Origin of the sequence: Puerhibacterium puerhi (genome assembly GCF_009846865.1) — a bacterium.
Lineage (GTDB): Bacteria > Actinomycetota > Actinomycetes > Actinomycetales > Cellulomonadaceae > Puerhibacterium > Puerhibacterium puerhi.
The window spans coordinates 60,756-87,679 of the sequence record NZ_WUWN01000004.1 but is presented as its reverse complement, the minus strand read 5'-3'; the positions used below and the strand labels follow the sequence as shown (position 1 = coordinate 87,679).

Sequence of the window (26,924 nt, the reverse complement as noted above, 5' to 3'; positions counted from 1 at the left end):
CCCTCAGCGCCAGGCGTCGTGCCGGGTGTCGCCCCCGGCGATCTGCGCGAGCGGCGTGCCGCACGCGTCGCCGCGCCACGCCTCGACGCCCTCCTTGACCGCCCAGGCGGCGATCACCAGCGCGGCCAGCGGGTCGGCCCACCACCAGCCGAGCGTGCTGTTCAGGACCAGGCCCACCAGCAGCACGCCGGACAGCCAGGCGCACAGCAGGGTCTGGTGCGAGTCGGCGACGGCGGACGCCGAGCCGAGCTCGCGGCCCGTGCGGCGCTCGAACCACGACAGGCCCGGCATGACGGCGAGGCTGACCGCGGCGAGCACGATGCCGACGGTCGAGCCGTCGGGCTCGGCGGCGCCCAGGAGGGTGCGGGCGGCCTCGACCGTCACGAAGGCGGCCAGCGCGAGGAAGGCGACGGCGATCAGCCGCATCGCCGTCCGCTCGCGGGCCTCGGGGTCGCGGCCGGCGAACTGCCACGCGACCGCCGCCGCCGAGAGCACCTCCACCACCGAGTCGAGGCCGAAGCCCACGAGCGCGGTCGACGACGCGGCCCGGCCCGCGCCGAGGGCGACGACGGCCTCGACGACGTTGTAGGCGATGGTCGCCCCGACCACCGCCCGCACGCGCCGCTGCAGCGTGCGGCGGCGCTCCGGCGTCGGCATGCCGGTCATGCGCAGGTGCAGTCGGGGCCGCAGCACGCCGGGTCGACGGCGAGCACGAGCCGCAGCAGGTCGCCCAGCGCGGGCGCCAGGTGCGTGTCGGCGAGCCGGTACCAGGTGCGCCGCCCGTCGCGGACGCCCTCGACGAGCCCGCAGCCGCGCAGGCACGCCAGCTGGTTCGACATGACCTGGCGGGAGACACCGAGCGCGTCGGCCAGGTCGGACGGGTACGCGGGCGCCTCGCGCAGCACCAGGAGGATGCGCGTGCGGGTCTCGTCGGACAGGGCGTGGCCCAGCCGGGCCAGGGCCGCGGTGTGCGTGAGGGTCACCGTCGGCGCGGGCGCCTCCGGCTGGACGACGGGCTGGGGTGCCATGGGGCCGACGGTACAGCGAATCGTGTATTCACGGAACCCTGTACCCCCTGCCCTGTCGGACGCCGGAGCGCCCGCCTAGCGTGGGTGCATGACCGCGTCCCCCGGTGCGTTCGACGTCCGGCCGGCGACCGCCGACCGGTTCGACGACATCGCGACGATGCTCGGTCCCCGGCGGCCGGGGGCGGTCGCCTGCTGGTGCCTGAGCCACCGGATCGACCCGAGGCTCAACCAGCAGCTCGGCCCCGAGGCGCGCCGCGACCACGTCCGGGAGCTCGCGGCGCGTCCGGTCGCGCCGGGCGTCCTCGCCTACCGCGGGGACGTCGTCGTCGGCTGGTCGGGCGTCGCGCCGCGCGCCGAGGTGCACTCGATCGCGCGCAGCAGCCGCATCCCGGCCCTCGACGACCTGCCGGCCTGGTCGATCTGGTGCGTCCGGACGCGCGCCGGGCACCGCGGCCAGGGCGTGGGCCGGGCGCTCGTCGCCGGCGCCGTCGACTTCGCCCGGCAGCACGGGGCGCCCGTCGTCGAGGCGTATCCGGTCGACAACGCCGGCCGGCGGGTCGACACGACGCTCGCGTTCGTGGGCACCCGGCGCCTGTTCGAGTCCGTGGGCTTCGCCAAGGTCGCCGACACCGCTGCCACCGCCGCGGGCATGCCGCGCATCGTCGTGCGCCGGGACCTGCGCTGACGCCGTCGCGCCCGCTGACGCGTCACCCCGGCACCGACACCCCGCTGGCGCCGTCGCCCCAGCCGTCGCCCCCGTCCGCCGTCCCGCCGTCCCGCCCCCGGCACCGGTCTGTTCGGTGATTCGTTGGCTGATCGGCGATCCGGATCGCCGATCAGCCAACGAATCACCGAACGGACGAGGAGTCGGCCCGCACCCCGCCGTCGCGCACCACCGCCGGCACCACCCGCACGAGCACGACCATCGCGACGAGCTCGACGAGCGTCTGCGTCACCACCGCGAGCGGCGCGAGGTCGAGCGCGGCCGGCAGGGCGAGGGCCAGGGGCAGCACCACCAGCGAGTTGCGGGTCGCGGCGGAGAACAGGACGGCGCGCCGGCCGGGCACGTCCAGTCGTGCCGCGCGTCCGACCAGCGCGCCGACGCCGACGGCGAGCACGGCGAACGCGACGTAGACGGGCACGACGCGCACCAGCTCGACGACGCGGGAGCCCACCGCCGCGACCTGCGAGCCGACCACCACCGCGAGCGTCGCCATCATCAGCGGCACCATGGCCCCCGCCGCCGCGCCCTCGACCGCACGGCCGGCCCGGTGCCGGCGCGCCAGCCCCTGCACCGCCGCGGCGCCGGCGAGCGGCAGGACGATCAGCAGCGCGAACGCCTCGACGAAGGGCCCGACGTCCACCACCGCGACCACGTCGGCCCCGGCGAACAGCCACAGGTAGACCGGCAGCAGGAGCACCTGCACCACCATCAGCAGGGGCGCGGCCGCGAGCAGCCGGGCGCGCGCCCCGCCGGCCAGGCCGGTGAACACGATGACGTAGTCGACGCACGGCGTCAGCAGCACCAGCAGCACGCCCAGCAGCAGGCCCGGGTCGTCGGCGACGAGCCGCGACAGCCCCAGCACGACCGCCGGCACCGCGACGAAGTTCGCCGCCAGCACCGCGGCCAGGAACCGGACGTCGCGGGACGCGCGCCCCACCTCGACCAGCGGCACCCCGAGGAACGTGGCGAACAGCAGCAGCGCGAGCACCGGGGTGATGGCGTGCTCGAGCGCCGGCGCGGCGCGCGGCGCCGCCAGCCCCGCCAGGGCGCCGAGGCCGATGGCGGCGAGGTACAGGGCGACCTGGTGGTCGTCCCACCAGCCGACGAGGCGCCTCATCGCGTCCCGTCGCCGCGGCCGGGTCCGACGATCGCCGGAGCCCGCGGCGCCGGAACCCGCGGCGCCGGTGCGTCCGTCGGGGCGTCCGTCGGTGCGACGCGCTGGAAGATGCGCACCACCGCACGGTAGACGGTGCGTCGCGCCCGGGGGACCCGCCTCGGGGGCCCGGGGAACGCTGTTACCCTCGCACAGACGTCCGCCCGCTCCTCAGCGGGCTCGCCGCCGGCCCGCCGGCGGCACCGGCCCACCCCGACAGCCGAGGGATCCGATGCGCACCGCACCCACCGATGACGGCCAGTCGGCCGTGGGCGGCATCGACTTCGGCGACGGCGCGTGGGCGATGTGGGGCGAGATCGACTGGTCGGTCCTGGTGCGCGTGGAGCGCGAGGCGCGCGAGCACCTGGCCGGCGTGGGCGAGGGGCTCACGATCGACGTCGCACGCGTGACCTTCCTGGACTCCGCGGGGCTGCGCCTGCTGGCGCGCGCCGCCGCGACCACCAGGGTGCGGCTGGCGGGGCTGACCGACGCCGTCCTGGAGCCGCTGGAGCTGGCGGGCCTCGACACGCTGTTCGAGGTCGACGCGCCCGCGTCCTGACCCGCCGCAGCGCGGCGCCCCGCCGCCCGCCGACGTCAGTCGATCGGGAACGTGACCCAGATGTGCTTGTGCTCCTCGGTGACGTACCACCCGACGTCGAGGGCCAGCGTGCGCGCCAGGTGCAGGCCGAGCCCGCCGGCGCCCGGGATGCGCTCGCCGGCGTACACGGGCACGGAGCCCCGGTCATGGTCGGCGACGTCCAGGAGCCAGGAGGTGTCGTCGGCCAGCAGCGTGACGATGGTCGGCGGCAGGCCGTGCTCGAGCGCGTTGGTCGCGAGCTCCGAGGCGACCAGGACCACCTTCTCCGGCGTCTGCGCCAGCCCGACGCCCTCGCCGTCGTTCGGGCGCAGGATCGGCGCGAGACCCGCGCGCATGCGCGTGAGCTCAGCGAAGGAGTCGAGGTTCCAGCGCTCGACGAGCCGGTAGCGCCCGGGCGGGCGGGTCCGCGGAAGACCGGCGTCGGTCTCCGGGGTCTCCAGGGGATCTGTCTGCGGTGTCACAGCGTGATCGTTCTCATGACGGTCGGAGGGTTGCCGTGCGTCAGAACGAGAGGAGCCGCCGACGCGCTGTGGCAAGGTCGTGTGGACGATCCCACGATAGCGGCGCCGCCGCATCCGGAGCGGCGCCGCGCCCGCGCGGCTCCTGCCAGGTCGCGGGCGCCGCGCCGGCCGAGCTCCGGCGGAGCGTGGCGGCCGAGTTTGGTGGCCCAGCGCGGCGGCCGAGCGTGGGGGCCGAGCCGGCGGGCGACCGCCGGCTCCGGGCGACCGGCCCAGCCGGACCGTGCATGATGTGCGACGAGACGGGCGCGGCCCCGTCAGCCTGAGGAGGGCACAGATGGTGAAGGACGGCACGCAGCTGCCGACGCGCGTGCCCCGGGACGTAGGCGCGCTGTCGACCCAGACCGCGCTGCAGGCCGCGCGCATCGGCACGTTCGAGTGGGACCTGCGCACCGGGATCCTGCACTGGGACCGGCGGCTGCTCGAGATGTTCGGGTACGACGACGGCACGTTCGACTACACCATCGAGGGCTTCAACCGGCGGCTGCACCCGGACGACCTGCCCCGGGTCACGGAGGCGCTGCAGCACGCGCGCGACACCTGCGGCGAGTACTTCGCGGAGTTCCGGGTGCAGCTGCCCGACGGCACCGCGCGCTGGGTCGCCGCGCGGGGCCACGCCGTCGCCGGCGCCGACGGCACCGCCACCCGGCTCATCGGGGCGGCCTACGACACGACCGCCACGCAGGACGGCGAGGCACGGGTCGAGCGGGTGCTCGAGGCCATGCCGTCCGCGTTCTTCTTCCTCGACCGGCAGTGGCGGTTCACCTACGTCAACGCCGAGGCCGAGCGCGTGCTGTCCAACCCCCGCTCGCGCCTGCTCGGCGGGGTGGTCTGGGACCTGTTCCCCGCCGCGATCGGGCTCGACTTCGAGCGCTACTACCGCCACTCGATGGACACCGGCGAGCCGGTGCGGTTCGAGGAGTACTACCCCGCCCCGCTGGACCGCTGGTACGAGGTCCGGGCGTGGCCCAGCCCGGACGGCCTCTCGGTGTACTTCCTGGAGATCACGGCCCGCAAGGAGGCCCAGGACCGGCTGGCCCGGGCCGCGGCACAGGCGCAGCTGGCTGCACGCGTGAGCGCCGAGCTCTCCGAGACCCTCGACGTCGAGCAGGTCGTGGCCCGCCTGACCCAGCTCGTGGTGCCCGCCCTGGCCGACTGGTGCGTCGTCAGCCTCGTGGAGGACGACGACGGCGCTGTGGGCGGCCGCCGCCAGCACGACGCGGCGTCGTGGCCCGTCGACGGGCGCCGCGTCCGCGACGCCGGCGCCTGGCACGTCGACCCGCAGGCCCGCCCGCTGGCCGAGCGGTACGCGCAGGTGCGCCTGTCCCAGCTCAAGGACGACTCGTTCCTGCGGCGCGCCCTGACCGGGCGCCGGGCCGTCGAGATCGAGGGGCCGGCCACGCCGGCCGTCCAGGCCGTGCTGCAGCCGGGCGAGGCGCGCGACCTGATCGCCCGCCTCGCCCCGGCGTCGGGCGCCGCGCTGCCGCTGCGGGCGCGCGGCCGCACCGTCGGCGCGCTGAGCCTGTTCCGCGGCGCCGGCCGCGCGCCCCTGACGGCGGAGGAGGTGGCCACCGCGGAGGACGTCGCCGGGCGCGCCGCCCTGGCCCTGGACAACGCCCACCTCTACCGCGACCAGCGGCACGTGGCCGAGGGCTTCCAGCGCTCCCTGCTGACCCCGCCCGTGCAGCCCGACCACGTCCAGATCGCGGTGCGCTACCACCCCGCCGCGCACGCCGCGCAGGTGGGCGGCGACTGGTACGACGCCTTCATGCAGCCCGACGGCGGCACCGTCGTCGTCATCGGCGACGTCGTCGGCCACGACCTGGCCGCCGCCGTCACCATGAGCCACGTGCGCTCGGCGCTGCGCAGCATCGCCGTGACCACCGGCGCCGGCCCGGCCGAGGTGCTGCAGCGGGTCGACCAGGCGCTGCGCACGCTCCAGGCCGACGCCGTCGCCACCGCCGTCGTCGCCCGCATCGAGCAGACCGAGGACGAGGAGCGTCGCGGCGTCACCCGGGTGCGCTGGTCGAGCGCGGGCCACCCGCCGCCCATGCTCGTCACCGCGGACGGCGAGGTGTCGCCGCTGACGGACGGGCGGCCCGACCCGCTGCTCGGCATCATGCCCGACGCCCCCCGCACCGAGGCCGTGGTCGAGATCGCCCGCGGGGCCACCGTCGTGTTCTACACGGACGGCCTCGTCGAGCGGCGCGACCAGCACCTGCGCGACGGCATCGAGCGGCTGCGGACCACGCTGGACGACCTCGCCGGGCTGGGGCTGGACGACCTGTGCGACGAGGTCGTGGCCCGGCTGCTGCCCGAGCGGCCCAGCGACGACGTCGCGCTCGTCGCCATCCGCCTGCACCCGCAGGACCGCCCGCGCCCGGCCGAGGCCGGTCCCGGCAGCGTGCCTGATGCCGTGGCACGTCTCGAGGTGACGGAGCGGCGCGCATGACCGTGGATGCCGGACGCCCGTCGCCGTCCGAGAGGCCGACGAGCCCCAGGGCGACTACCGTCTCTCGCGTGCCAGCCCGCGAGCCCGTCGACGTGACGCGCTCGCTGCCTGCTACCCGCTCGCTGCCCGCGACGCCCGCCTCCATCGCCGAGGCGCGCCACTGGGTCACCGAGCAGGCGCGCGCGGCCGGTGCGCCGGCGCGGACGGTCGACGCCGTGGTGCTCGCCACCAGCGAGATGGTGACCAACGCCGTGCGCCACGCGGCCGGGACCCGCACCGTCGTCGTGACGGTCCGCAGCCACGCCGGCGACCTGCGCCTGGAGGTGCACGACGCCAGCGCGTCGGTGCCGCAGCCGCGGTCGGGCCGCGCCGGGCTGCCCGGGGGACACGGCCTGCACATCATCGACGCCGTGTCCGGCACCTGGGGGTGGCGGCCGCAGCCCGACGGCGGCAAGGTCGTCTGGGCCACGTTCACCTGGTGACGGTGCGGCCCGGCTCCTCGGCGGCCTAGACCCTCGGCGACCTGGGCCCTCGGCGACCTGGGCCCTCGGCGTCCTAGGCCGGGGAGCCTCCGCCGAGCACGTGGTGCAGCGCCGCGAAGCCCGCCGTGCCGACGGCGGTGGCCACCGCCCCCCAGCCGAGCACGGCGGTCAGCCGGCGGCCGGGCCGGCCCAGCGCGACCGCGAGCACCGCGGCGACGACGGCGAACACGACGGCGTCGTCGACGTACCCGAGCACCGCCAGGTAGGTGACGAGCGCCTCGGCCAGCCAGCAGCCCACGAGCAGCCCCGCACCGAGCCCGCGCAGGCGGCCGGTCCCGGCCCGCCACTGCCGGCCGGCCCAGCCGAACACCGGCCCGCCGACCGCGCCGGCCACCCCCCAGAGCGTGATCGCGCCGACGCCGACGGGGAACCCGCGCAGGTCCGCCGTCACGTAGTAGCCGGCCACCTCCGCCGCGCACGCGAGCAGGCCCGCCAGCGCCGCGACCCCGCCGCGCCGCGCGAGCGCGCCCACCAGGAACGGCGCCACCAGCCACGGGCTGACCGCGTTGGTCAGGCCGGCGAACGCCGTGCCGCCCAGCAGCGTCTGGCCGAGCGAGGTGAGGGCACCCACGCCCAGGCCCGCGGCGACGGCGACGGCGAGGACGGCCGGTGCGGGGCGACCTCCGCGGTCGGATCCCGTCGGGGTTCGTCGCGCGACGGTCCGCAGACCGCGACGAACCCCGACGGGATCCGGAGCTGCGGGGGGAGGGGTGTGCGGCCCCGGTGCGGCGGGCCGGGCAGCTGGGTGGGGTGCTGGGTGGGGCGCGGAGGAGGTCACGGTGCCCATCCGACCGCAGCGGCGCGGCGGCGTCGTCAGGCCGTGGGGGGAGCGGCCCGCGGCCGGGCGTCCACCCGCGGGCGGACGGGCCGATCCGGGGGCGCCAAGAAACTATCCACTGTGTAGTTTTGGCGCTAGGCTGGCAGCGCTTTCATCGGATCCCGCCGGACTTCTGTGTCGAAACCGGCGGAAGTGAAGGACGTCAGACCAAAGGAGCTCGCCATGCCCGTCACCTCCGTGCAGCTGTACTCGCTGCGCGACGCCATCGCCGAGGACCTCGACGCCGCCGTCGCGCGCGTCCGGGAGATCGGCTACCAGCACGTGGAGCCGTACGCGTTCGTCGAGCGCGTGGCCGACTTCGAGCGCGCGCTGGCCGCGACCGGGCTCCAGGCCCCGTCCGGCCACGCCGCCGTCATCGACGCCCCCGACCCCGACGTCGTCTTCGACGCCGCGGCGCGCCTGGGGATCGGGATCGTCATCGACCCGTTCGTCCCCACGGACCGCTGGCAGACCGCCGACGACGCCAAGAAGATCGCCGACCGCGTCAACGAGCTCACCGCCCGGGCTGCCACGCACGGCCTGCGCTTCGGCTACCACAACCACCAGTGGGAGTTCACGAACAAGGTCGACGGCCGCTCGGTCTTCGAGCTCTTCGCCGAGCACCTCGCCCCCGAGGCGGTCCTGGAGGTCGACACGTTCTGGGCGACCGTCGGCGGCGCCGACGCTCCGGCCGTGCTGCGCTCCCTCGGCGACCGCGTCGTGGCGATCCACGTCAAGGACGGCGAGGTCTCGGGCGACATCGCCACCGTGCTGCCGTCGAGCGAGAGCGCGCTGGTGGTGCCGGACGCCCTGCGCGCCGCGTTCGAGAACCAGACCCCCGCGGGGCAGGGCGACGTCGACGTGCCGTCGATCCTCGCCGCCGCCCCGGACGCGATCCGCGTCGTGGAGTTCGACGCCTACAAGGGCGACGTCTTCGAGGGCATCGCGCAGTCCCTCGCCTGGCTGCAGGAGAACGACAAGTGAGCCGGCTGGGCACCCCGGTCGGGGTCGGCATCATCGGTGCCGGCAACATCTCGACCCAGTACCTCGAGAACCTGACCAAGTTCGCCGACGTCGAGGTCCGCATGGTCGCCGACCTGCTGCTCGACCGGGCCAGGGCGCAGGCCGAGGCCTACGGCGTGCCGGCGCACGGGACCGCCGAGCAGCTGCTCGCGCGCGACGACATCCAGATCGTCGTCAACCTGACCGTCCCGGCCGTGCACACCGAGATCGGTCAGCGCGCCGTCGCGGCCGGCAAGCACGTGTGGAGCGAGAAGCCGCTCGCCACCGACCGCGCGTCGGCCGTCGAGCTCCTCGAGGCCGCGGCGGCGCAGGGCGTGCGCGTGGCCTGCGCCCCGGACACCGTCCTCGGCGCGGGCATCCAGACGGCGCTGCGCGCCATCGCCCGCGGCGACATCGGCGAGCCGCTCACCGCGACGACGATGTTCCACGTGCCGGGCCCCGAGGCGTGGCACCCGGACCCCGACTTCCTGTACGCCACGGGTGCCGGCCCGCTGTTCGACATGGGCCCGTACTACGTCACGACCCTCGTGCACGCCCTCGGCGCCGCCGCCCGGGTGCAGGCCGTGTCGTCGAAGTCGCAGGACCGCCGCACGATCGGCTCCGGCCCGCGGGCGGGCGAGACGTTCCCGGTCGAGGTGCCGACGCACCACGCGGCGCTCATCGAGTTCCGCGGCGGGCAGTCGGCGCAGTCGACGTTCTCCTTCCAGCACGCGCTGCCGCGCGCCGGCTTCGTCGAGATCAACGGCACGCTCGGCACGATCTCGCTGCCGGACCCGAACACCTTCGAGGGCGACTCGACGCTCTGGCGCTACGGCCAGGGCGGGCCGACGACGATCCCGGCGACGGGCTCGACCTGGGGCCGCGGGACGGGCGTCGTCGAGCTGGCGCGCGCGATCCGCGAGGGGCGGCCGGAGCGGGCCTCCGGCGCCGTCGCGCTGCACGTCCTCGACGTGCTGCTCGCGATCCGGGACGCCGCGCAGTCCGGGAGCGCCGTCGAGGTGCCCTCGAGCATCGACGCGATCCCGCCGCTGCCGGAGGACTTCGACCCGGCCGCCGCGACGTCCGCCTGACGGACGACGGCGACCAGGGGCGGGACCGGTCACGGTCCCGCCCCTGGTCGCGTCAGTCGTCCGACGACGGCGCGGGCGCCGCGGGAGGCGCCGCGGGCGCCGACGCGGGCACGAGGCGCTCGAGCAGGCTCAGGACCCGTGCGCCGTCGACAGCCCCGGGGTCCAGCAGCCACTGCACCTGCAGGCCGTCCGACGCGGCGATGGCCAGCGAGGCCAGGTCGCGCGCGTCGATCTCGGGGTCGATCCGCCCGGCCTCCTGGTCCTCGCGCACGAGGTCGGCGAGCTTGGCGCGCACGCGGGCGAACCTGGCGCGCACGAACTCCCGCGTGACCGGGTGCCCCTCCTGGGCGGCGTCCGCCATGAGCACCGTGTAGAGCTGGACCAGCCCGGGCACCGACCGGTTGCGCTCGGCGCTGTCGCGCATGTCGCCCACGGCCGAGCCGGGCCGCCCGCCCGCGCCGCGCTGGCGCCCCTCGTGCTCGTCGTACACCGCGACCAGCAGCTCGTCCCGGGACGGGAAGTAGTGCCGCAGCGCGGCGTGCGAGATCCCCAGCGAGTCCGCCACCGACCGGAGCGACGACGCGTCGACGCCCTTCTCGGCGACCATGCGGATCACCTCGTCCAGGATCTGCGCCCTGCGAGCCGCGCCCTTCGCGTAGCCGCGCGCGCGCGGGCGGGGATCCTCCGCTGCCGTCACGGTGCCAACCTACCCAGCCGGGGCCCGGCCCCGGGCTCCGTCGGCCCTCACCGGGCGGCGCCGAGCCGGCCGCCGGCGGCCGCCGCGGCGAAGAGGCGGTAGGCCGACGACCCGACGGGCACGGTGACGGCGGTCGTCGCCGCGCCGGCCGTGATCTCGACGGACGCCGCGCCGTCGTAGGCGGGGTGCGGGGCGAGGCGGAGCCGCTCCGGCGTGCTCAGCGGGACCACGAGCCGCGACGCCGAGTGCACGGGCCTGGTGCCGCGGACGAGCCAGTCGTGCCGGCCGAAGACCTCCATCGTGTCGGCGTCGCCGGCCACGACCGCGCCGTGCAATGTCATGGGCGACAGGGCGTGCGACAGGCGCCGGGCGCCGAGCACGCCCGGACGCGACGGCGCGACGCGCTGCCGGCCGTGCCACGCCCACAGGCCCAGGTCCGGGCGCGGGCGCGACGCCTCGCGGAAGTCGCCGGCCAGCGCCGTGTCGTCGCGGCCGAGGGCGAGCGGCGCCGGCGGGTGGGCGCGGGCGGCGGCCAGCAGGGCCCAGCCGGTGGTGGTGGGCCCGGCCACGGCGGTCGCGACGCGCAGGTGGTCCACGAGCCGGTCGACGGTGGCCCGGGCGGAGGCGTTGTAGCGCACCGTGAGCGCCGCGCCGTCCGTCGTGCGCACGGTGAGCCTGCCGTCCAGGAGGTCGACCGTGTGGCGGACGGTCGCGACCTGGTGGAACGCCACGCCGCGGACGCCGTAGCCCGCGGCGCCCGCCGCGTGCCGTGCTCCTGGTCCGTCGCCGCCGCGGCTGAGGACCACCAGCCGAGCCGGCTCCACCACGAGCAGGTGGTCGTACAGGTCCATCTCCGGCGTCGCGTCCCGGCGCGCGATGTTCCGCGGCACCTTCAGCACCAGCTGCGCCGACGCGAAGTCGATCGGGTGGTCGCGGTACAGCCGCGGCACGTCGTCGCCGCCGCGCACCTCGTCGATCCACGGGCCGAAGCGGTCGTACTCGCGGGTGCGGGCGTCGGTGGCCGTCATCGTGGTCCCTCGGTGGGGGCGTCCCGGCTGCTGCGCGGGGTGCTCGTCCCACGGTATCGCCGGCGCGCGGCCGAGCCGCGGGTGGTCGGACGCCGGCGCCCGGGAGGATCGGGCCATGGAGGACCCTCGCGGCGGTGCTGCCCACCCGGTGCGCCGCTGACGGCGCACGAGCGTGCCCTGCTCGAGCGCCTCTGCGCCGGCGCGCGGCCCGGGGGCGCCGGAGGCCCGCGCGCAGCTGGCGACCGCGCGCTGGGGCGGCAAGGACCACGACGGCGACGCGTGCCTCCGCATCCCGCTGCACGGCGGCGGCCGGATCGCCACCCTCGACGTCGTCGACGGCGCCGAGGCGCTGGGCCGGCTCGAGCTGTGGGTCCGCGACGGGCGCCTGCACTCGGTCGACCACAGCACCTTCGCCGAGACGGCGGCCGCGGCGCTCCCCGAGGTGGACCGGCTCGCCGGGCCGTGACCGGCGCGGCTCACGCGCCGCCGTCGGCCTCCAGCCCGCGGCACAGCAGCCGCACCGTCTGCCGGACGCCCTCCCGCGGCGCCTCCCGCCAGTCGTCGGCCACGGGCGGCAGGCTCGTCGAGCGTGGGTAGCGCTCGGTGAGGTCGGGGACCAGCCGCCGCGTCGCCGCCGCCCGCTCGCGCCACGCCGCAGCCTCGCCGTCGGCCATGCCGCGGTACGCGGCGGCGGTCTGGGCCGACGCGCGCACCGTCGCGTACAGCGCGGTGACGACGGCGGCGCGGCGCGGCGGCGCGATGCCGTGGCGCTCCAGGACGGCGAGCAGGCGCTCCAGCCAGTCCTGCTCCTGCGGGCCGCCCGAGGCCTGCGCCCACGGCACCTCGGCGAGCCAGGGGTGGGCCACGTGCAGGTCGAACAGCCGCAGCGCCCACGCCTCGACGTCGTCGGCGAGCGCCGGCCCCGCGTCGTCCCAGGCCGGCATCACCGACGCGTGGTCCTGCATGAGCGCGACGAGCTGCTCCTTGGACCCCACGTAGGGGTACAGGCCCATCGCGCTGACGCCGACGCGCGCGGCGACCGCGCGCGTGGAGACGCCGGCGAGCCCCTCGGCGTCCGCCAGCGCGACGGCGGCGTCCAGCACGGCGTCCAGCGCGAGCTGCGGGCGCGGGCCGCGGCGCGGGGACGGGGGAGCGGCGCCGCGGTGGCGCCACAGCCGGCGCACGTGTGCCTCGGCGTCCGAGGCGGGGCTCTTGTCGGTGGTTCCCATAGTCCTTACAGTGTATAGCGTTTCGTCGCCGCAGAGGAGGACCCATGCCCACCGCCACGCTGCACGACGGCGCCGCCGTCGACGTCGCCGTGCTCGGCGACGGTCCCGCCGTCCTGCTGCCGGTCGGCACCGCCGTCGTCGAGGGCGCGGCGGCCGAGCAGGCCCGCGCCTGGGGCGCCGACCCGAACCCCGGCCGCACGCTGGCCACGGCGCTCGCGGACGCGGGCTTCCGGATCGTCGCTGCCGACTACGAGGGTCACCTCGCCGCCCACCCCAAGCCGCTCACGCTCACTGCCGACGCCGTGGCCACCGACCTGCTGGCCGTCGCCGACGCGGCCGGCGTCGACCGGTTCGCCTGCTACGGATACTCCTGGCTGGCGCTGGCGGCCTTGCAGCTCGCCCTGCGCACCGACCGCCTCACGGGGCTGGCGATGGGCGGCTTCCCGCCGCTCGGCGGCCCGTACGCGGCGATGCTCGAGGTCACCCGCGCCACCCATCGCATGGCCGTGGCCTACCGGCAGTCGCCGCCGCCCCGGCGGGAGGTGGCGCCCGGCGACTGGGACTCCGTCGAGGTCACGCTCAGCCCCGAGCAGACGCAGCAGTACGTCACGCTCTACGAGTCGCTGCGCGGGTTCGACGAGGCCGCCGCCCTCGACCGCGTCACCGTGCCGCGCCTGGCGTTCGTCGGCGAGCGGGACGACATCGACTACGGGCCGCGCTGGGGCGGCGTGCGCGTGGTCATCGCGGGCGCGGTGCGTGCCCACCGGGCCGAGCTCGAGGCGCGCGGCTGGCAGGTGGCGGTGGTACCGGGCGCCGACCACCTGCGCGCCATGCAGCCCGACGCCGTGCTGCCGGTGCTGCTGCCGTGGCTCCGGGCCGCGACGGCGACGAGCTGAGCCATGTTCGAGTACAAGGTGGTCGAGCTCCGCGAGACGCTCGTCGCGGCAAGCTCTCCGGCGACCGGCTGCGGGCTTTATCTACCGATCGGTAGGTAGAGTGGTGGCCGGCCCGACGGCGGGCCGCCCGGCGGCGCCACGAGCCGCCCGGGGCATCGCGCGACGAAGGGTGGCGACGTGGACGCAGTGCTGTTCGGAGCGGCGTACTACGACGAGTACATGCCGACCGACCGGATCGAGACCGACATGGCGATGATGCGCGACGCGCACCTCAACGTCATCCGGATCGCCGAGTCGACGTGGAGCACCCTGGAGCCGCAGCCCGGCGTCTTCGACTTCACGCACGTGGACCGCGCGCTCGACGCCGCGGAGACGTTCGGCCGCAAGGTCATCGTCGGCACGCCCACCTACGCGGTGCCCACCTGGCTGGTCGCCGCGCACCCGGACGTGCTGGCGGTCACCGACCGCACCGACGCCCCGCGCTACGGCGCCCGGCAGATCATGGACATCACGAACCCCGCCTACCGGTTCTACGGCGAGCGGGTGATCCGCCGGCTGCTGGAGCACACGGCCCACCGCGAGCACGTGATCGGCTTCCAGGTCGACAACGAGACCAAGTACTACGACGCCGCCTCGCGCTCGGTGCAGGCCGGGTTCGTCAAGTACCTCCAGCAGAAGTTCGACGGCGACCTGGCCGCGCTCAACCGCACGTTCGGCCTCGACTACTGGTCCAACCGGATCGACGCCTGGGAGGACTTCCCGGACGTGCGCGGCACCGTCAACGGCTCGCTCGCCGCGGAGTTCGACAAGTACCGCCGCACACTGGTCGAGGAGTACCTCGCCTGGCAGGCCGGCATCGTGCGCGAGTACGCCCGCGACGACCAGTTCGTCACCCAGAACTTCGACTTCGACTGGGCCCCGGGCTGGTCGTACGGCCTGCAGCCCGCCGTCGACCACTTCAGGGCCGCCCGCGCCGTCGACCTGGCCGGCACGGACATCTACCACCCCACGCAGTCGCGCCTGACGGGCAAGGAGATCGCCTTCGGCGGCGACATGACCCGCTCGATCAAGGGCGGCGCCAACTACCTGGTGCTCGAGACCCAGGCGCAGGGCCAGATGGGCTGGCTGCCCTACCCGGGCCAGCTGCGCCTGCAGGCGTACAGCCACCTGGCCAGCGGCGCGCTCGGCGTCATGTACTGGCACTGGCACTCCATCCACAACTCCTTCGAGACGTACTGGAAGGGCCTGCTCAGCCACGACCTCGAGTCGAACCCGACGTACGAGGAGGCCGGCGTCTTCGGCGCCGAGGTCGAGCGGCACGCCGCGTCGTTCACCGGGCTGCGCAAGGCCAACCGCGTCGCGGTGATGGTGAGCAACGAGGCGCTGACCGCGCTGAGGTGGTTCACGCTGGAGCGCGGCTTCGTCGAGGGCGCCTACGGCCCGTCGGTGGGCTACAACGACGTGCTGCGGTGGGTCTACGACGCGCTGTTCGAGCTCAACGTCGAGGTCGACTTCGTGCCCTTCGACGCGCAGGACCTCGCCCACTACGCCATGGTGCTCACCCCGGCGCTGTACGCGGCGCCGCAGGCCACGATCGACGCGCTGCGCGCCTACGTCGAGCAGGGCGGCCACCTGGTCTCCACGTTCCGCACCGCCGTCGCCGACGAGCACGTCACCGTCTGGCACGACCGCGCCCCGCACGGCCTCACCGACGTCTTCGGCGCCACCTACAACCAGTTCTCCACGCCCGACGGCGCGCGGCTGGCGTTCCGCGGCGCGCTCGCGGAGCTGGCCGGCGGGGAGGCGGCGCCGGAGGCGAAGGCGGTGCTCGAGCTGCTGACGCCCACCGACGGCGCCGAGGTGCTCGCCACCTACGACCACCCGGCGTGGTCGCGGTACGCCGCCGTCGTGCGCAACGCGTTCGGCGCCGGCACGGCGACCTACCTCGCCACGATGACCGACCCCGAGACGCTGCGCGGGGTGCTGGCGCGGCTGGTGCGGGACGCCGGGCTGTGGGAGTGGCCGCAGGAGCTGGCGACGACGGCGCCGCGCGTGGCCGTCCGCCGCGGCACCAACGGCCGCGGCAACCCGCTGACCTACCTGCTCAACTACTCCGGCGAGGCCGTGACCCTGGACGCCCCGGTGGCCGGCACGTCGGTGCTCACCGGCGACGCCGTCGAGCAGGGGCAGCCGCTCACGGTCGGCGCCTGGGACCTGGTGGTGCTCGAGGGCTGACGCCTGGGCGCCTGGGCGCGCGGCGGCCCGGCGGCCCCGGCGGCCCCGGCGGCCCGGCGGCTCGGACCGGCCGCCCTTAGCAACCGGCCGCCCAGGCGCTCGGCGGCCCTGGGCGACGCACGACGGCCCGTCCCGCAGCTGCGGGACGGGCCGTCGTCGTCCGTCCGAACCCGCGGCTGCCGGTGGGGCCGGCGGGCGAGCTCGGCAGTTTGTCGCGAGCTCGGCAGCTCGAGGTGCCGACCTCACGACGAAGTGCCGATCTCAGCGGGCAGGGGGCAGGACGGCGATCGGACGGGCCAGCGAGCCGGCCCCGCCCGTCGGGGTCAGCGACGCCGGCCGGCCCCGCCCGTCGGGGCCAGCGAGCCGGCCCCGTTCTTCGGGATCAGCGAGGCCGGCCGGACCTGCCCATGCCTCGGATGCCGGCGCCCCTCGGTCGTCTGTTCGGTGATTCGTTGACTGATCGGCGATCCGGATCACCGATCAGCCAACGAATCACCGAACAGAGTGGTGCGGCCCCCGCAGCCGTCGCACGACGACGCCGCCGGGCGGGCACGAGGCCCGACCGACGGCGTCGGAAGGAGCGCGGTCCGCCGGTGCGCGCTCGACCGGCACTCAGCGCGTGGCCGTCGCCCGGCGTCACGCGCTCGGCCGGCACTCAGCGCGTGGCCGTCGCGCGGCGTCACGCGCTCGGCGCGGCCGTCATGCGGTCACCGCGCTGCCGTCACGCGCTCGGCACGCTGTCACCGCGCCGGTCAGCGCCGGTCAGCGCCGGTCGGCACCGGTCAGTGCACCGACCTGATCCGCACGATGGCAAGCGCACCGAGCAGCGCGGCGACGATCGCGACCGGGAAGACCAGCGAGTAGCTGCCGGTGGCCACGACCAGCGACGAGGTGATGAGCGGGCCCACGGTCTGGCCGGCGGTGGTGGACAGGTTGAGGATGCCGAGGTCCTTGCCGGCCTCCTCCTGGTTCGGCAGCACGTCCACGTTGAGGGCCTGGTCCACCGAGGTGTAGATGCCGTAGCCGAGGCCGGCGATGCCGGCGAACAGGTACATGCCCAGGGTGGTGGGCATGATCCACGGCATCGCGATGCCGACGGCGAACATGACGCTGGACAGCACGACCGGCAGCTTGCGGCGGCCGATGACGTCGGAGACGGGGCCGGCGACGACGGCGCCGACGAGCGAGACGACCAGCAGGATGACCGACATCGTCGCGATGGTCGCGGCGGACTCCTCGGTCGTCTGGCCCAGGTGGTCCTGCACGATGTACAGCTGGTACGCCATGATCATCTGGTAGCTGACCAGCATGAACAGGCGGCCGCCGAAGGCCAGGTAGAAGTCCGGCGCGTTGCGCGGCGGGCGGAAGCTGGCCAGCACGTCCTTGAGGGTCGACGGCGCGGGCGGCAGGTCGCGGGCCGAGCGCTCGCGGGGCCAGATGACGAGGGCCAGCACGGCGGAGAACGCCATGAGCGCGCCGGCCAGGACGAACCCGGGCACCGAGGCGCCCGTGGCGCCGATGAACAGGGTGCCCACGAGCGAGCCGAGCGGGGCACCGGCGGACAGGCCGGCGCCGTAGAAGGCGGACATGGTGCCGCGCAGCTTGCCGGGCACGCGGTCGCTGAGCACCGCGACGGCCGGGGCGAGCATCATGTTGAGGCCCACCATGCACACGCAGTAGACGATCGTGATGAGCGTGGCGTCGGACAGCAGGCCGATGGCCAGCAGGGTCACGCCGCCGAGGATGCCGCCCGCGAGGATCCACGGCGCGCGGCGGCCGAAGCGGCTGCGCGTGCGGTCGGAGAAGTTGCCGAACACGAGGTTCGAGACCAGGGAGACGATCGCGGTCACGGCGCTGATCGAGCCGAGCAGCGTCTCGGGGGAGGCGACGCCGATGTCCTTGAGGCGCTGGGGCAGCAGCACGGCCGCGACGATCTGCAGGCCGATGATCCACAGCAGGCCGTAGGCGAAGAAGCCGACGCCGAAGCGGGTCGTCCGGGCGCGGTCGAAGCGCTGGCCGGTGTCGGGGGCGAGGTCGTCCGCGTTCGTGGCCGGCGTGACCGTGCTCGCAGGGTCTGCGGCGACGGGCACCGATGCGCCGGCCGGAGGGACCGCGTCGGTCTGCGTGTCCATGGGCACCTTCTTTGGTTCGCAGGGGAGCGGCTTCGCTCCAGGCCTCGCCGGACGGGCGTCGTCCGGCCGGACGAAAATATGACCACCCGGTAAGTAAGTCAACTACCGACCATATGTTCAGTAGGTAGCGCGGCCCGTGTAGAGTCATGCCTACCGCCCGGTAAGATTTGATAGTCACCGACGACGCTGAAGGAACCACCCGTGCGCAACCCGCTGATCCCCGGCTTCCACCCCGACCCGAGCGTGTGCCGGGTGGGCGGCGCGTACTACATCGCGACCTCGACGTTCGAGTACCTGCCGGGCATCCCGATCTACCGCTCCACGGACCTGGTCGACGTCGAGCTCGTCGGCCACGTCGCCGTGCGCGACGGCCAGCTCGGCGCCAAGGGCGTGCCCACCGGCGGCGGCACCTGGGCGCCCACGATCCGTCACCACGACGGGAGGTTCTGGCTCGTGGTGCCCGACATGCTGGGCACCGGCCGGGGCAACGTGCTGTTCACCGCTGAGGACCCGGCCGGCCCGTGGTCCGACGGCGTCGTCATGGACGTCGTGGGCATCGACCCCGACATCGCCTGGGACACCGACGGCACCTGCTACGTCACCATGTCCGGCCTCGGCATCGACGAGGAGGACGGGTCGATGGTCCACCGGGGCATCACCCAGGTGCGCTTCGACCCCGAGACCGGCGCCGCGCTGAGCGAGCCGCGCTCGCTGTGGTCCGGCACGGGCGGCATGTTCCCCGAGGCGCCGCACCTCTACCGCGTCGGCGAGTGGTGGTACCTGATGATCGCCGAGGGCGGCACCGAGCGCGGCCACGCGGCCACCGTCGCGCGCGGCCGCTCCCCGGAGGGCCCGTTCGAGGGCTCGCCGTACAACCCGCTGGTCACCGCCCGCGGCACGGACAACGCCGTGCAGAACGCCGGCCACGGCGACCTGGTGCAGCACGCCGACGGCTCGTGGTCGATGGTGCTGCTCGGCACCCGCCCGCGCTCGCAGACCCGCGCGTTCGCCCCGATGGGCCGCGAGACGTTCCAGACGCCCGTCACCTGGGACGCCGAGGGCTGGCCGCACGCCGAGCCGGTCGTGCTCGACGAGCGGCACGCCCCGGTGGAGCGCACGTTCGCCTTCCCGGCGCAGGGCCCGGCCACCCTCGACGGCTTCCCGGGCGAGGTCGTGGCCGTGCGCGCCTTCCCGCGCGAGGTCGCCGACCTCGAGGCGCGCCCCGGCTTCGCCCGGATCCGGGGCGCCGGCGTCGGCATGGAGGACGCCCACCCGGCGTTCCTCGGCGTCCGCCAGGTCACCGAGGGCGCGACGGTCACCGTCGACCTGGACGTCACCGACGGCGTCGGCGGCGTCTCGATGCGCTACGACGAGGGCTCGCACCTGGACGTCGAGGTCAGCGGCGAGACGGCCAGCATGACGATGACCGCCCGCGGCCTGGTGCAGACCTGGGTGCACCGGCGCACCGACGCCGGCGGCCGGGTGCGCGTGCGGATCGTCGCCGACCCGCCGGAGCAGGGCCGGGCCACGCTCGGCGCCTCGTGCGACCGCCTCACCGGCTGGGTGCACGACGGCGGGCGGTGGGTCGAGCTCGGCGGCGTCGACGGCGCGTTCCTGTCGTCGGACTTCACCGAGTCCTTCACCGGCCGCGTGGTGGGCCCGTACGCCCGCGAGGGCGTGGTCGACGTCGCCGCGATCGAGTACACGGGGCAGGACGTCCAGCGGTGACCGGCGTGCGCCGGGGCGCGGACGCCGCCCTCCTGGCGTCGGTGCTGCAGTACCTTGACGCCGTGGAGAGCGTGGACCCGGTGCCGCAGGAGTCGCAGGGCCTCGAGGCGGCCGCCTCGCGCGGCCCGCGGGGCGTCGCCGGGCCGACGGCGGCGCCGCGCCGGCGGGTGCGCCTGTCCCGCGAGGAGCGGCTCGGGCAGATCGTCGCGGTGGCCTCGCGGCTGATCAGCGAGCGCGGCTTCTCCTCGCTGTCGCTGCAGGACGTCGCCCGCGAGGTAGGCATCACGCAGGCGGGCCTGCTGCACTACGTGGGCACCAAGCAGGGGCTGCTGCAGCTGATCGTCCAGCAGGGCTACGACCAGCGGTTCGACCCGGACGACTTCGTCGCGACCGGCGACCCGGCCGCCGTCCACCCCGACGGCGTCTCCTTCCCCGCGTACCTGCGCTACCTCGTGGCGAACAACGCCCGCGACCCGCAGCTCGTGCGGCTGTACGTCGTGCTCGGCGCCGAGGCGATCGCGGAGGACCACCCGGCGCACGACTACTTCGACATGCGCCCCGAGGCGGTGTGGGAGCTGTACTCGCGCACCACGTGGCGGCTGCCGCCGGAGGTCGGCGGCTGGGACGGCATGCGGGACCTGGTGCAGATGGCGATCGCCGCGATGGACGGGCTGCAGCTGCGGCTGTTCCGCTCGCCGGCGATCGACCTGGTCGCCGCGTGGGCCACGTTCGAGCGGGTGCTGTTCCCCTCGCCGGTGTGGGACGACCACCGCTGACCTGCCGCCGGACCGCCGGTGAGGGCCGCCGCCGTCACATGGGGAGAACTCCCCGGCGGCGCGGCGCAGGTTCGCGGTCCGCTCCCGGGTGCGAGAGCATCGGGGCCATGCGCACCCGACTGACCCGTACGACGACCGCCCTGGCCACCACCGCCGTCCTCGCCCTGAGCCTCGCCGCCTGCGGCGGCTCCGGCGACGAGACCGACGCCGCCGCCGAGGAGACCACCGCGTCGGCCGACGCGACGCCCACCGAGGAGGAGACGGCAGCCGAGGAGACCCCCGCCGAGGAGACCCCCGCCGAGGAGGAGACGGCCGACGCCGGCGCCGGCGACGTCTGCGCCGCCTCGGAGACCCTGCAGGACATGTCCAGCATCGACACCAGCGACCCCGCCGCCGCCATCGCGGCCTTCGACGAGCTCACCACCGAGTTCGAGTCGGTCGAGCCGCCGGCGGAGATCGCCGACGACTGGAACACCGTCGCCACCTCGTTCCGCGAGTACACCGATACGATCCAGTCGGTGCTCGACGACCCGACCGCCGAGGACGCCGTCACCAAGGCCTCGGACGCCGCCCAGGCGCTCATGAGCGACGAGTTCATGGAGGCTGGCACGTCCATCAGCACCTACACCGCCACCAACTGCTGACGTCACCGACGCCGACGGCGCCCGTCCCCGACACCCGGGGGCGGGCGCCGTCGCGTCCCGCGGCGGTGCGCCGTCGTCCGTGACCCGGGTCAGGAGAGCTGGTTGACGCGGACGAGGTTGCCGGCCGGGTCGCGGAAGGCGCAGTCGCGCACGCCGTAGTCCTGGTCCATCGGCTCCTGGACGACCTCGACACCCGCGGCCTCGAGGCGCTCGAAGAGCTTGTCGAGGTCGTCGGTGCCCAGGGTGATGGCGCCATAGGCGCCCTTGGTGATGAGGTCGAGGATCGTGCGGCGCTCGTCGTCGGTGATGCCGGGGTCGACGGCCGGCGGGTGCAGCACGATCGACGTCGGCGACCCGGGCGGGCCGACGGTGATCCAGCGCATGTCGCCGTAGCCGACGTCCTGGCGGACCTCGAAGCCCAGGGCGTCGCGGTAGAAGCCGAGGGCGGCCTCGGCGTCGGTGTGGGGCAGGAACGCGTAGTGGATGGTGATGTTGTCCATGCCCGGCACGCTAGGACCGCTCAGCGCGCGGGTGCTTCTCGATTCCTGACCGGTCGGGTGACCTGCTTGGCCAGGCACGGGGGGATGCCCGCGGCGGCCTGGGAGTGGTCGCGGCGGTAGACGCTGGGCGGCACGCCCACCAGCTCGCTGAAGCGCGTGCTGAACGTGCCCAGCGACGAGAAGCCCACCTCGAAGCAGACGTCGGTGACGCTGAGGTCGCCGCGGCGCAGCAGCGTCATCGCCCGCTCGATGCGCCGGGTCATCAGGTAGGCGTACGGGGACTCGCCGTAGACGCGGCGGAACTCCCGGCTCAGGTGGCCGGACGACATGTGCGCGCCCTTGGCGAGCTCCTCCAGGTTGAGCGGCTGGGCGTACTCCCGGTCGATCCGGTCCCGCACGCGGCGGATCACGGTGATGTCCCGCAGGCGCTGCGCCTCGGCGCGCTCCATGGCCATGGCCCGCACCCTAGCGCCCCGGGTCCCTGCCGGTCCTCGACCGTTCCGGGTCCCTGGTGGTCCGAGACAGCCCCCGCTGTCTCGGACCACCAGGGACCCGGAACGGGAGGGTGGTCAGCGGTGCGACTCCTCGTCGATGCTCGTCACCGTCGTGAGCAGGAAGGCCGCGTCCTCGAGCGCGCGCACGGCGTGCCGGTGGTGGGCGAGCACCCGCAGCTCGCCGGCGCCGATCTCCTCGTCGCCCTCCATCCCGGTGATGACCACGCGGCCCCGCAGCACGTGGACGGAGGCCGCCGGCGGGGAGTTGTGCTCGCCGAGCTCGACGCCCGTCTTGATCGCGATGACGGTCTGGCGCAGCGGGCCGTCGTGCAGCACGATCTCGGTGCTGCGCCCGTTCTCCGCGGCCCGGGCGGCGGTCAGGTGCGCGTCGGCGAGCTGGTCGAGGTTCGTCATCGAGGCTGCTCCATGAGACGTCGGTGCTGGTAGCAGCGACGCTAGCGCCGCTCGCCGCGTCTCGCCCGGCGCCCGGCCCGTGCCCCGCGGCCGAGCGCTCACTCCGCCGCGCCGAGCAGCGCGTCCCCCAGCTCCGAGCGCAGGTAGAGCACCGAGCGCCCGTGCCGGGCGCTGCTCAGCAGCCCTGCGGCGCGCATCGCGCGCAGGTGCTGGTTCACGGCAGACACGGTGACGCCCAGGCGCCCGGCCAGCTCGGTGGACGACGTCGGCTCGGCGAGCGTGCTGAGCAGCCCGGCCCGGGTGGCGCCGAGCAGGTCGGCCAGCACGCCCGGCGCCCGCACCGGCTCGGCCTGCCACAGCGTCCCGGCGCCGCGCGCGCCGTACCAGATCGTCGGCGGCTCGGCGGGGGAGATGGGGGCGCTCGCGGCCCGCGTGAACAGCGTGGGCACCAGCGTCAGGCCCTCGCCCGTTGTCGGCCGGCGGAACCGCGCCGGGCTGCCGAGCCGCACGCGCACCACGCCGTCGTCGAGCCGGATGCGCTCGCTCAGCCCGGCGAACATCGCCCCGAGGCCGTAGGCGGAGGCCACCTGCCCGCGGTGCACGACGTCGGCCTGCAGCACCGTGCGCATCCGCGGCCACCACGGGGCGAAGCACGCGTCCCAGTAGGCCTGCAGCGCTGCGACGACGCGGGCGCGCACGGCGGCGAGGTCGCCGCGCAGCGGCGCCGGCAGGCCGTCGGGGTGCACGGCGCGCAGGTCGTCCCGCAGCCGGTCCAGCGGCACCCGCGCGGCGGCCTCGAGCTCGTCGTCGAGCCGGGTGAGCGGGCTGTGCGGTCGCGGGGTGAGGTAGTCCGGCGTCCACTGCCGCTCGTTGGTCAGCGCGGTGAGCAGCGCGACGTCGAGCCCGGCGCGCGCGGGCTCGGTGCGCCGCAGCCACGGCAGGTGCACGGGGTAGCGGCCCGGCTCGCGGAACGTGCGCAGGGACAGCGTCAGCTCGGTCAGGGGCGAGACGGCGAAGCGCACGTCCGCCACGTCCATCCCGGCCAGCTCGTACTCGACGAGGCCGCCGTGGTGCGGCCGGGAGGGCGTGTGCATGAAGCCGGACGCTACAGGAGTTCACCGACACGGCCGCCGCGGTGCGCAATGGGCCCGTGATCGAGACCTTCTGGCCCCGCGAGCGCGTGGCGCGCTCCCTCACCCTCAGCACCATGGCGTTCGCCCTGTCCAGCGGCGTCTTCTACACGGTGAGCACGCTGTACTTCACGCGCGTGGTGGGGCTGGCGCCGACGACGGTGGGCCTCGGCCTGGGCGTCGCCGGCGGCGCCGGGGTGCTCGCGGCGTACGGCGCCGGGCGACTGGCCGACCGGGTCGGCGCGCACCGCGTGCAGTGGGTGGCCACCGCGCTCAACGGGCTGGCGATGCTCGCCTACACGGCGGCGCACTCGGCGGCGGCGTTCGTCGTCGTCGCGTGCTTCGCGGTGGCGATGCGCTCGGCGAGCGGGTCGGCCAAGCAGGCCGTGCTGGCCCGCTGGTACGTGGGTCCCGAGCGGGTGGCGGTGCGCGCCCGCATGCGCGTGGTCACCAACGTCTGCATCGGCCTGGGCACGGTGGCGGCCGGCGCCGCCCTGCTCGTGGACACCGCCGTCGCGTACCAGGCCGCGATGCTCGCCGTCGCCGTCCTGCTGCTCGCCGCGGTGCTCCCGCTGGCCCGGCTGGGGCGCGTGCCCGGTCTCGCCGCGCGGATGCTCGAGCACCGGTCCGACGACGGCGCCGGCCGCTCGCGCGGACCGTCGCCGCTGCGCGACCGCACGTACGTCGCCAGCGTGGCGCTGAACTCGGTGCTCGCCATGCACTTCGGGCTGCAGACGGTCGGCGTGCCGCTGTGGATCGCCAGCACGGGCGCGCCGACGGTCATGGTGTCGCTGCTGCTGGTGCTCAACACCGCCGTCGTGGCGCTGCTGCAGGTGCGCGCCTCGCGCGGCACCGACGACGTGCGCCGCGCGGGGCTCACCGTGCGCCGGGCGTCGTGGCTGCTCGCCGGGGCGTGCCTGGCCTACGCGCTCGCCGGGTACGGCAGCGTGGCGACGGCGTGCGTGCTGCTGGTCGTCGCGGCGCTCGCGCACTCCCTCGGCGAGATCCTCGGTGAGGCCGGCGGGTGGGGCATGGCGTTCGAGCTGGCCGACCCGCGCAGCGCCGGGGCGTACCAGGGCCTGAGCCAGACCGGCTACGCCGTGGCCTCGATGGTGGCCCCGCCGCTGGTGACCGCCACCGCCATCGAGCACGGCACCGTGGGGTGGGTCGGGCTCGGCGTCGTGTTCCTCGCCGCGGGCGCCGGGGCCGCCGCGCTGGTGCGGCACGGGCGGCCCGGTGGCGGGCCGGGCGCGGTGACGACGGCCGCGCCGTCCGCGCCGTCGGCGACGGAGGCCGGGGACCCGGCCGGCGGCGGGCCCGGCCTGCCGACGAGGGTCGGCTGACCCCTCGCCGCGTCGCTCGCACCCGGTGGAGCGGGTGAGATCGGGCCAGGGCTGGGTGAGGCGCTGGGCGATATCTCGGGGAGGCCGCGTCCGCGGCCTCCCCGACCCTGTTCGATCATCGCGGGACACGTCTGCCCGGCGGCGACCGGCTGACGTCCGACCCGTCGACGGCGACCGTGGGCACGGTCCCGCCGGCCGACCCGGCGGGTCCGGCTCCGGCCGACCCGGCGGACCCGTCGGACCCGGCTCCGGCGCCGTCCGAGCCGGCGCAGGCCGGACCGGGCGGGCACCTGGCCCAGACCGGCGTGATGGTCGGCGGGATCGTGGGCGCGGCGGCCCTGCTGCTGCTCCTCGGCCTGCTCGCGGTGCGCGCCGCCCGGCGCCGCGCGGAGGGCTGACGCAGGGCTGACGCCCCGCTGACGCGCTGAGGCCCCGCCCCACGACTCGAGAAGAGGGTCGTGAGGCGGGGCCTCTCGCGTGCCCGGTGCCGCGGTCCGGCGCCGGTCGCCGGCCTCAGCCGGCCGGCCGCGTGATCCGCTCGACAGCCTCCGCCGCGGTCGCGGCGTCGTGCGGCTCGGTGTCCAGGGCGCGGTGCAGGGTGAGCCCCTCGATGAGCGCGTCGAGCATCCGTGCGGTCACCGGGTCGAAGTGCCGCTCGAGCGCGGCCCGGGAGCGGGCCATCCAGCGGTTCGTGAGGTCCCGGAACGCGGGCTCGCGCGCCGCGAGCGTGTACAGCTCGCTGGTCAGCACCAGGTCGCGGCGCGTGGTGAGCACGTCGCCGGTGATGAGCGCGACGACGGCGGCCTTGGCCTCCGCGGCGTCGCGCGCGGCGCCGAGCCGGCGCTCGAACTGGTCGGAGGCCGCGGTCGCGAACCGCGTGAACGCCTCGCGCAGCAGCTCGTCCATGCCCGCGAAGTGGTAGGTCATCGACCCCAGCGGCACGCCTGCGGCGGCGGCCACCTTGCGGTGCGAGGTGCCGGCCACGCCGTGGGCGACGACGACGTCGAGGCACGCGTCGATGATCCGGTCGCGCCGCTGCGGGTCGTGGCGCCGCGCGCGCGGCGCGTCGTCAGGCACCGGGGACCCCGCCGTCGTCGTCGGAGATCTCGCGGACCACGCGCGCCGGGCTGCCCACGGCGAGCACGTTCGCCGGCAGGTCGCGCACGACGACGGAGCCCGCGCCGACCACCGTGTTGTCGCCGATGGTGACGCCCGGGCAGACGATGACGCCCCCGCCGAGCCACACGTTGTCCCCGATGGTGATGGGCCGGGCGGCCTCGAGCTTGTCGCGCCGAGGCGTGGGGGCCACCGGGTGCGTGGGCGTCAGGAGCTGGACGTTCGGGCCGATCTGGCAGTCGGCGCCGATGCGGATCTCGGCGACGTCGAGCGCCGTGAGGTTGTAGTTGACGAACGTGCGCGGTCCGACGTGGAGGTTCTCCCCGTAGTCGACGAACAGCGGCGGCTTGACGAACGCGCCCTCGCCGAGCGTGCCGAGCAGCTCGGCGAGGACGGCGACGGCGGCGCCCTGGTCCTCGGCCGCCCGCGCGCGATACTCCTCCTGCAGCCGCACCGCGCGCTGCGCCAGGCGGGCGTTCTCCGGGTCGTCGGCGACGTAGAGGTCGCCGGCGAGCATGCGCTCCCGGTTCGTGCGCGGGTCGCCCGCGAAGTAGTCGGTGGTCATGGCGGCCAGCGTAGGCGGGATGTGTACGCTCGTACACCCGGGCGTGGCCGCGGTGGGATCGGTCAGGAATCG

29 protein-coding genes are annotated in these 26,924 nt (G+C 75.5%); 14 read left to right on the top strand and 15 right to left on the bottom strand.

Going from position 1 to position 26,924, the window contains the following annotated elements; translation table 11 throughout:
• Positions 1–3: 3 nt before the first annotated feature.
• Entirely contained in the window at positions 4–666 is a 663-nt protein-coding gene (locus tag GSF02_RS04055) for a cation transporter (protein ID WP_159793142.1), read from the bottom strand.
• Positions 663–1,028 carry an ArsR/SmtB family transcription factor gene (locus GSF02_RS04050; RefSeq protein ID WP_159792989.1) on the bottom strand — a complete coding sequence of 122 codons (366 nt, stop codon included), beginning with the start codon at positions 1,026–1,028 and terminating at the stop codon, positions 663–665. The genes GSF02_RS04055 and GSF02_RS04050 overlap by 4 nt, the downstream gene beginning before the upstream one ends.
• 88 nt (positions 1,029–1,116) lie before the next feature.
• Here GSF02_RS04050 and GSF02_RS04045 point away from each other — a divergent pair, with 88 nt between their 5' ends.
• The gene (locus tag GSF02_RS04045) at positions 1,117–1,713 is read left to right on the top strand and encodes a GNAT family N-acetyltransferase (RefSeq protein ID WP_159792987.1); all 597 of its coding nucleotides are present in this window, start codon (positions 1,117–1,119) and stop codon (positions 1,711–1,713) included.
• Positions 1,714–1,876: 163 nt separating this feature from the next.
• On the opposite strand, the gene GSF02_RS04040 is transcribed toward GSF02_RS04045, so the two are convergent.
• Positions 1,877–2,869 (bottom strand): bile acid:sodium symporter, encoded by a 993-nt coding sequence (locus tag GSF02_RS04040; RefSeq protein WP_159792985.1) that lies wholly within the window; start codon positions 2,867–2,869, stop codon positions 1,877–1,879.
• 268 nt (positions 2,870–3,137) lie between these two features.
• Between GSF02_RS04040 and GSF02_RS04035 the strand changes: the two genes are divergently transcribed.
• Positions 3,138–3,464 (top strand): STAS domain-containing protein, encoded by a 327-nt coding sequence (locus GSF02_RS04035; RefSeq protein ID WP_159792983.1) that lies wholly within the window; start codon positions 3,138–3,140, stop codon positions 3,462–3,464.
• A 35-nt stretch (positions 3,465–3,499) separates the two neighbouring features.
• Here the strand turns inward: GSF02_RS04035 and GSF02_RS04030 are convergent, their stop codons facing one another.
• Entirely contained in the window at positions 3,500–3,964 is a 465-nt protein-coding gene (locus tag GSF02_RS04030) for an ATP-binding protein (RefSeq protein WP_201308782.1), read from the bottom strand.
• Between the two features lie 334 nt (positions 3,965–4,298).
• Here GSF02_RS04030 and GSF02_RS04025 point away from each other — a divergent pair, with 334 nt between their 5' ends.
• Together GSF02_RS04025 and GSF02_RS04020 are read left to right on the top strand one after the other, a co-directional pair.
• Positions 4,299–6,473 (top strand): SpoIIE family protein phosphatase, encoded by a 2,175-nt coding sequence (locus GSF02_RS04025; protein WP_159792981.1) that lies wholly within the window; start codon positions 4,299–4,301, stop codon positions 6,471–6,473.
• A 68-nt stretch (positions 6,474–6,541) separates the two neighbouring features.
• Positions 6,542–6,955: an ATP-binding protein gene (locus GSF02_RS04020; protein WP_159792979.1), complete on the top strand. Its 414-nt coding sequence runs from the start codon at positions 6,542–6,544 to the stop codon at positions 6,953–6,955.
• Between the two features lie 73 nt (positions 6,956–7,028).
• On the opposite strand, the gene GSF02_RS04015 is transcribed toward GSF02_RS04020, so the two are convergent.
• On the bottom strand, positions 7,029–7,802 hold the full coding sequence (locus GSF02_RS04015; protein ID WP_268892840.1) for a DUF6518 family protein: 774 nt from the start codon (positions 7,800–7,802) through the stop codon (positions 7,029–7,031).
• Between the two features lie 213 nt (positions 7,803–8,015).
• Here GSF02_RS04015 and GSF02_RS04010 point away from each other — a divergent pair, with 213 nt between their 5' ends.
• A complete protein-coding gene (locus GSF02_RS04010) occupies positions 8,016–8,816 on the top strand; it encodes a sugar phosphate isomerase/epimerase family protein (protein ID WP_159792975.1) in 801 nt (266 codons plus the stop codon).
• Complete coding sequence (locus tag GSF02_RS04005; RefSeq protein ID WP_159792973.1) at positions 8,813–9,925, top strand: Gfo/Idh/MocA family protein; 1,113 nt, start codon at positions 8,813–8,815, stop codon at positions 9,923–9,925. Before GSF02_RS04010 ends, GSF02_RS04005 begins: the two co-directional genes overlap by 4 nt.
• A 52-nt stretch (positions 9,926–9,977) precedes the next feature.
• Here the strand turns inward: GSF02_RS04005 and GSF02_RS04000 are convergent, their stop codons facing one another.
• Positions 9,978–10,622 carry a TetR/AcrR family transcriptional regulator gene (locus tag GSF02_RS04000; protein WP_235915346.1) on the bottom strand — a complete coding sequence of 215 codons (645 nt, stop codon included), beginning with the start codon at positions 10,620–10,622 and terminating at the stop codon, positions 9,978–9,980.
• 47 nt (positions 10,623–10,669) lie between these two features.
• On the bottom strand, positions 10,670–11,650 hold the full coding sequence (locus GSF02_RS03995; protein ID WP_159792971.1) for a hypothetical protein: 981 nt from the start codon (positions 11,648–11,650) through the stop codon (positions 10,670–10,672).
• Positions 11,651–11,822: 172 nt separating this feature from the next.
• Between GSF02_RS03995 and GSF02_RS03990 the strand changes: the two genes are divergently transcribed.
• A complete protein-coding gene (locus GSF02_RS03990; protein ID WP_159792969.1) occupies positions 11,823–12,116 on the top strand; it encodes a hypothetical protein in 294 nt (97 codons plus the stop codon).
• 10 nt (positions 12,117–12,126) lie between these two features.
• Here GSF02_RS03990 and GSF02_RS03985 read toward each other — a convergent pair whose 3' ends face one another.
• Complete coding sequence (locus GSF02_RS03985) at positions 12,127–12,879, bottom strand: TetR/AcrR family transcriptional regulator (protein WP_159792967.1); 753 nt, start codon at positions 12,877–12,879, stop codon at positions 12,127–12,129.
• A gap of 44 nt (positions 12,880–12,923) precedes the next feature.
• Between GSF02_RS03985 and GSF02_RS03980 the strand changes: the two genes are divergently transcribed.
• Together GSF02_RS03980 and GSF02_RS03975 are read left to right on the top strand one after the other, a co-directional pair.
• Entirely contained in the window at positions 12,924–13,775 is an 852-nt protein-coding gene (locus GSF02_RS03980) for an alpha/beta fold hydrolase (RefSeq protein WP_159792965.1), read from the top strand.
• 177 nt (positions 13,776–13,952) lie between these two features.
• Positions 13,953–16,010 carry a beta-galactosidase gene (locus GSF02_RS03975; RefSeq protein WP_235915345.1) on the top strand — a complete coding sequence of 686 codons (2,058 nt, stop codon included), beginning with the start codon at positions 13,953–13,955 and terminating at the stop codon, positions 16,008–16,010.
• A 782-nt stretch (positions 16,011–16,792) separates the two neighbouring features.
• On the opposite strand, the gene GSF02_RS03970 is transcribed toward GSF02_RS03975, so the two are convergent.
• The gene (locus GSF02_RS03970; protein WP_159792963.1) at positions 16,793–18,142 is read right to left on the bottom strand and encodes an MFS transporter; all 1,350 of its coding nucleotides are present in this window, start codon (positions 18,140–18,142) and stop codon (positions 16,793–16,795) included.
• Positions 18,143–18,343: 201 nt separating this feature from the next.
• Here GSF02_RS03970 and GSF02_RS03965 point away from each other — a divergent pair, with 201 nt between their 5' ends.
• From GSF02_RS03965 to GSF02_RS03955, 3 genes are all read left to right on the top strand, one after another.
• Positions 18,344–19,870 (top strand): glycoside hydrolase family 43 protein, encoded by a 1,527-nt coding sequence (locus tag GSF02_RS03965; protein ID WP_159792961.1) that lies wholly within the window; start codon positions 18,344–18,346, stop codon positions 19,868–19,870.
• Entirely contained in the window at positions 19,867–20,646 is a 780-nt protein-coding gene (locus GSF02_RS03960; protein WP_235915344.1) for a TetR/AcrR family transcriptional regulator, read from the top strand. The genes GSF02_RS03965 and GSF02_RS03960 overlap by 4 nt, the downstream gene beginning before the upstream one ends.
• Positions 20,647–20,753: 107 nt before the next feature.
• The gene (locus GSF02_RS03955) at positions 20,754–21,290 is read left to right on the top strand and encodes a hypothetical protein (protein WP_159792959.1); all 537 of its coding nucleotides are present in this window, start codon (positions 20,754–20,756) and stop codon (positions 21,288–21,290) included.
• 89 nt (positions 21,291–21,379) lie between these two features.
• Here the strand turns inward: GSF02_RS03955 and GSF02_RS03950 are convergent, their stop codons facing one another.
• The 4 genes from GSF02_RS03950 to GSF02_RS03935 form a co-directional block, all read right to left on the bottom strand.
• Positions 21,380–21,790 carry a VOC family protein gene (locus tag GSF02_RS03950; RefSeq protein WP_159792957.1) on the bottom strand — a complete coding sequence of 137 codons (411 nt, stop codon included), beginning with the start codon at positions 21,788–21,790 and terminating at the stop codon, positions 21,380–21,382.
• Positions 21,791–21,810: 20 nt separating this feature from the next.
• The gene (locus GSF02_RS03945; RefSeq protein ID WP_159792955.1) at positions 21,811–22,245 is read right to left on the bottom strand and encodes a helix-turn-helix transcriptional regulator; all 435 of its coding nucleotides are present in this window, start codon (positions 22,243–22,245) and stop codon (positions 21,811–21,813) included.
• Positions 22,246–22,359: 114 nt separating this feature from the next.
• On the bottom strand, positions 22,360–22,698 hold the full coding sequence (locus tag GSF02_RS03940; protein ID WP_159792953.1) for a cupin domain-containing protein: 339 nt from the start codon (positions 22,696–22,698) through the stop codon (positions 22,360–22,362).
• A 98-nt stretch (positions 22,699–22,796) separates the two neighbouring features.
• Positions 22,797–23,792 (bottom strand): ArsR/SmtB family transcription factor, encoded by a 996-nt coding sequence (locus GSF02_RS03935; protein WP_159792951.1) that lies wholly within the window; start codon positions 23,790–23,792, stop codon positions 22,797–22,799.
• A gap of 56 nt (positions 23,793–23,848) precedes the next feature.
• Here GSF02_RS03935 and GSF02_RS03930 point away from each other — a divergent pair, with 56 nt between their 5' ends.
• Both GSF02_RS03930 and GSF02_RS03925 read left to right on the top strand, forming a co-directional pair.
• On the top strand, positions 23,849–25,171 hold the full coding sequence (locus GSF02_RS03930; protein ID WP_201308781.1) for an MFS transporter: 1,323 nt from the start codon (positions 23,849–23,851) through the stop codon (positions 25,169–25,171).
• A gap of 176 nt (positions 25,172–25,347) precedes the next feature.
• Complete coding sequence (locus GSF02_RS03925) at positions 25,348–25,569, top strand: hypothetical protein (protein ID WP_159792949.1); 222 nt, start codon at positions 25,348–25,350, stop codon at positions 25,567–25,569.
• Positions 25,570–25,684: 115 nt separating this feature from the next.
• On the opposite strand, the gene GSF02_RS03920 is transcribed toward GSF02_RS03925, so the two are convergent.
• On the bottom strand, positions 25,685–26,248 hold the full coding sequence (locus tag GSF02_RS03920; RefSeq protein ID WP_159792947.1) for a TetR/AcrR family transcriptional regulator: 564 nt from the start codon (positions 26,246–26,248) through the stop codon (positions 25,685–25,687).
• Positions 26,241–26,852, bottom strand: coding sequence for a sugar O-acetyltransferase (locus GSF02_RS03915; RefSeq protein WP_159792945.1), 612 nt, complete (start codon positions 26,850–26,852; stop codon positions 26,241–26,243). The genes GSF02_RS03920 and GSF02_RS03915 overlap by 8 nt, the downstream gene beginning before the upstream one ends.
• Between the last annotated feature and the right edge of the window lie 72 nt (positions 26,853–26,924).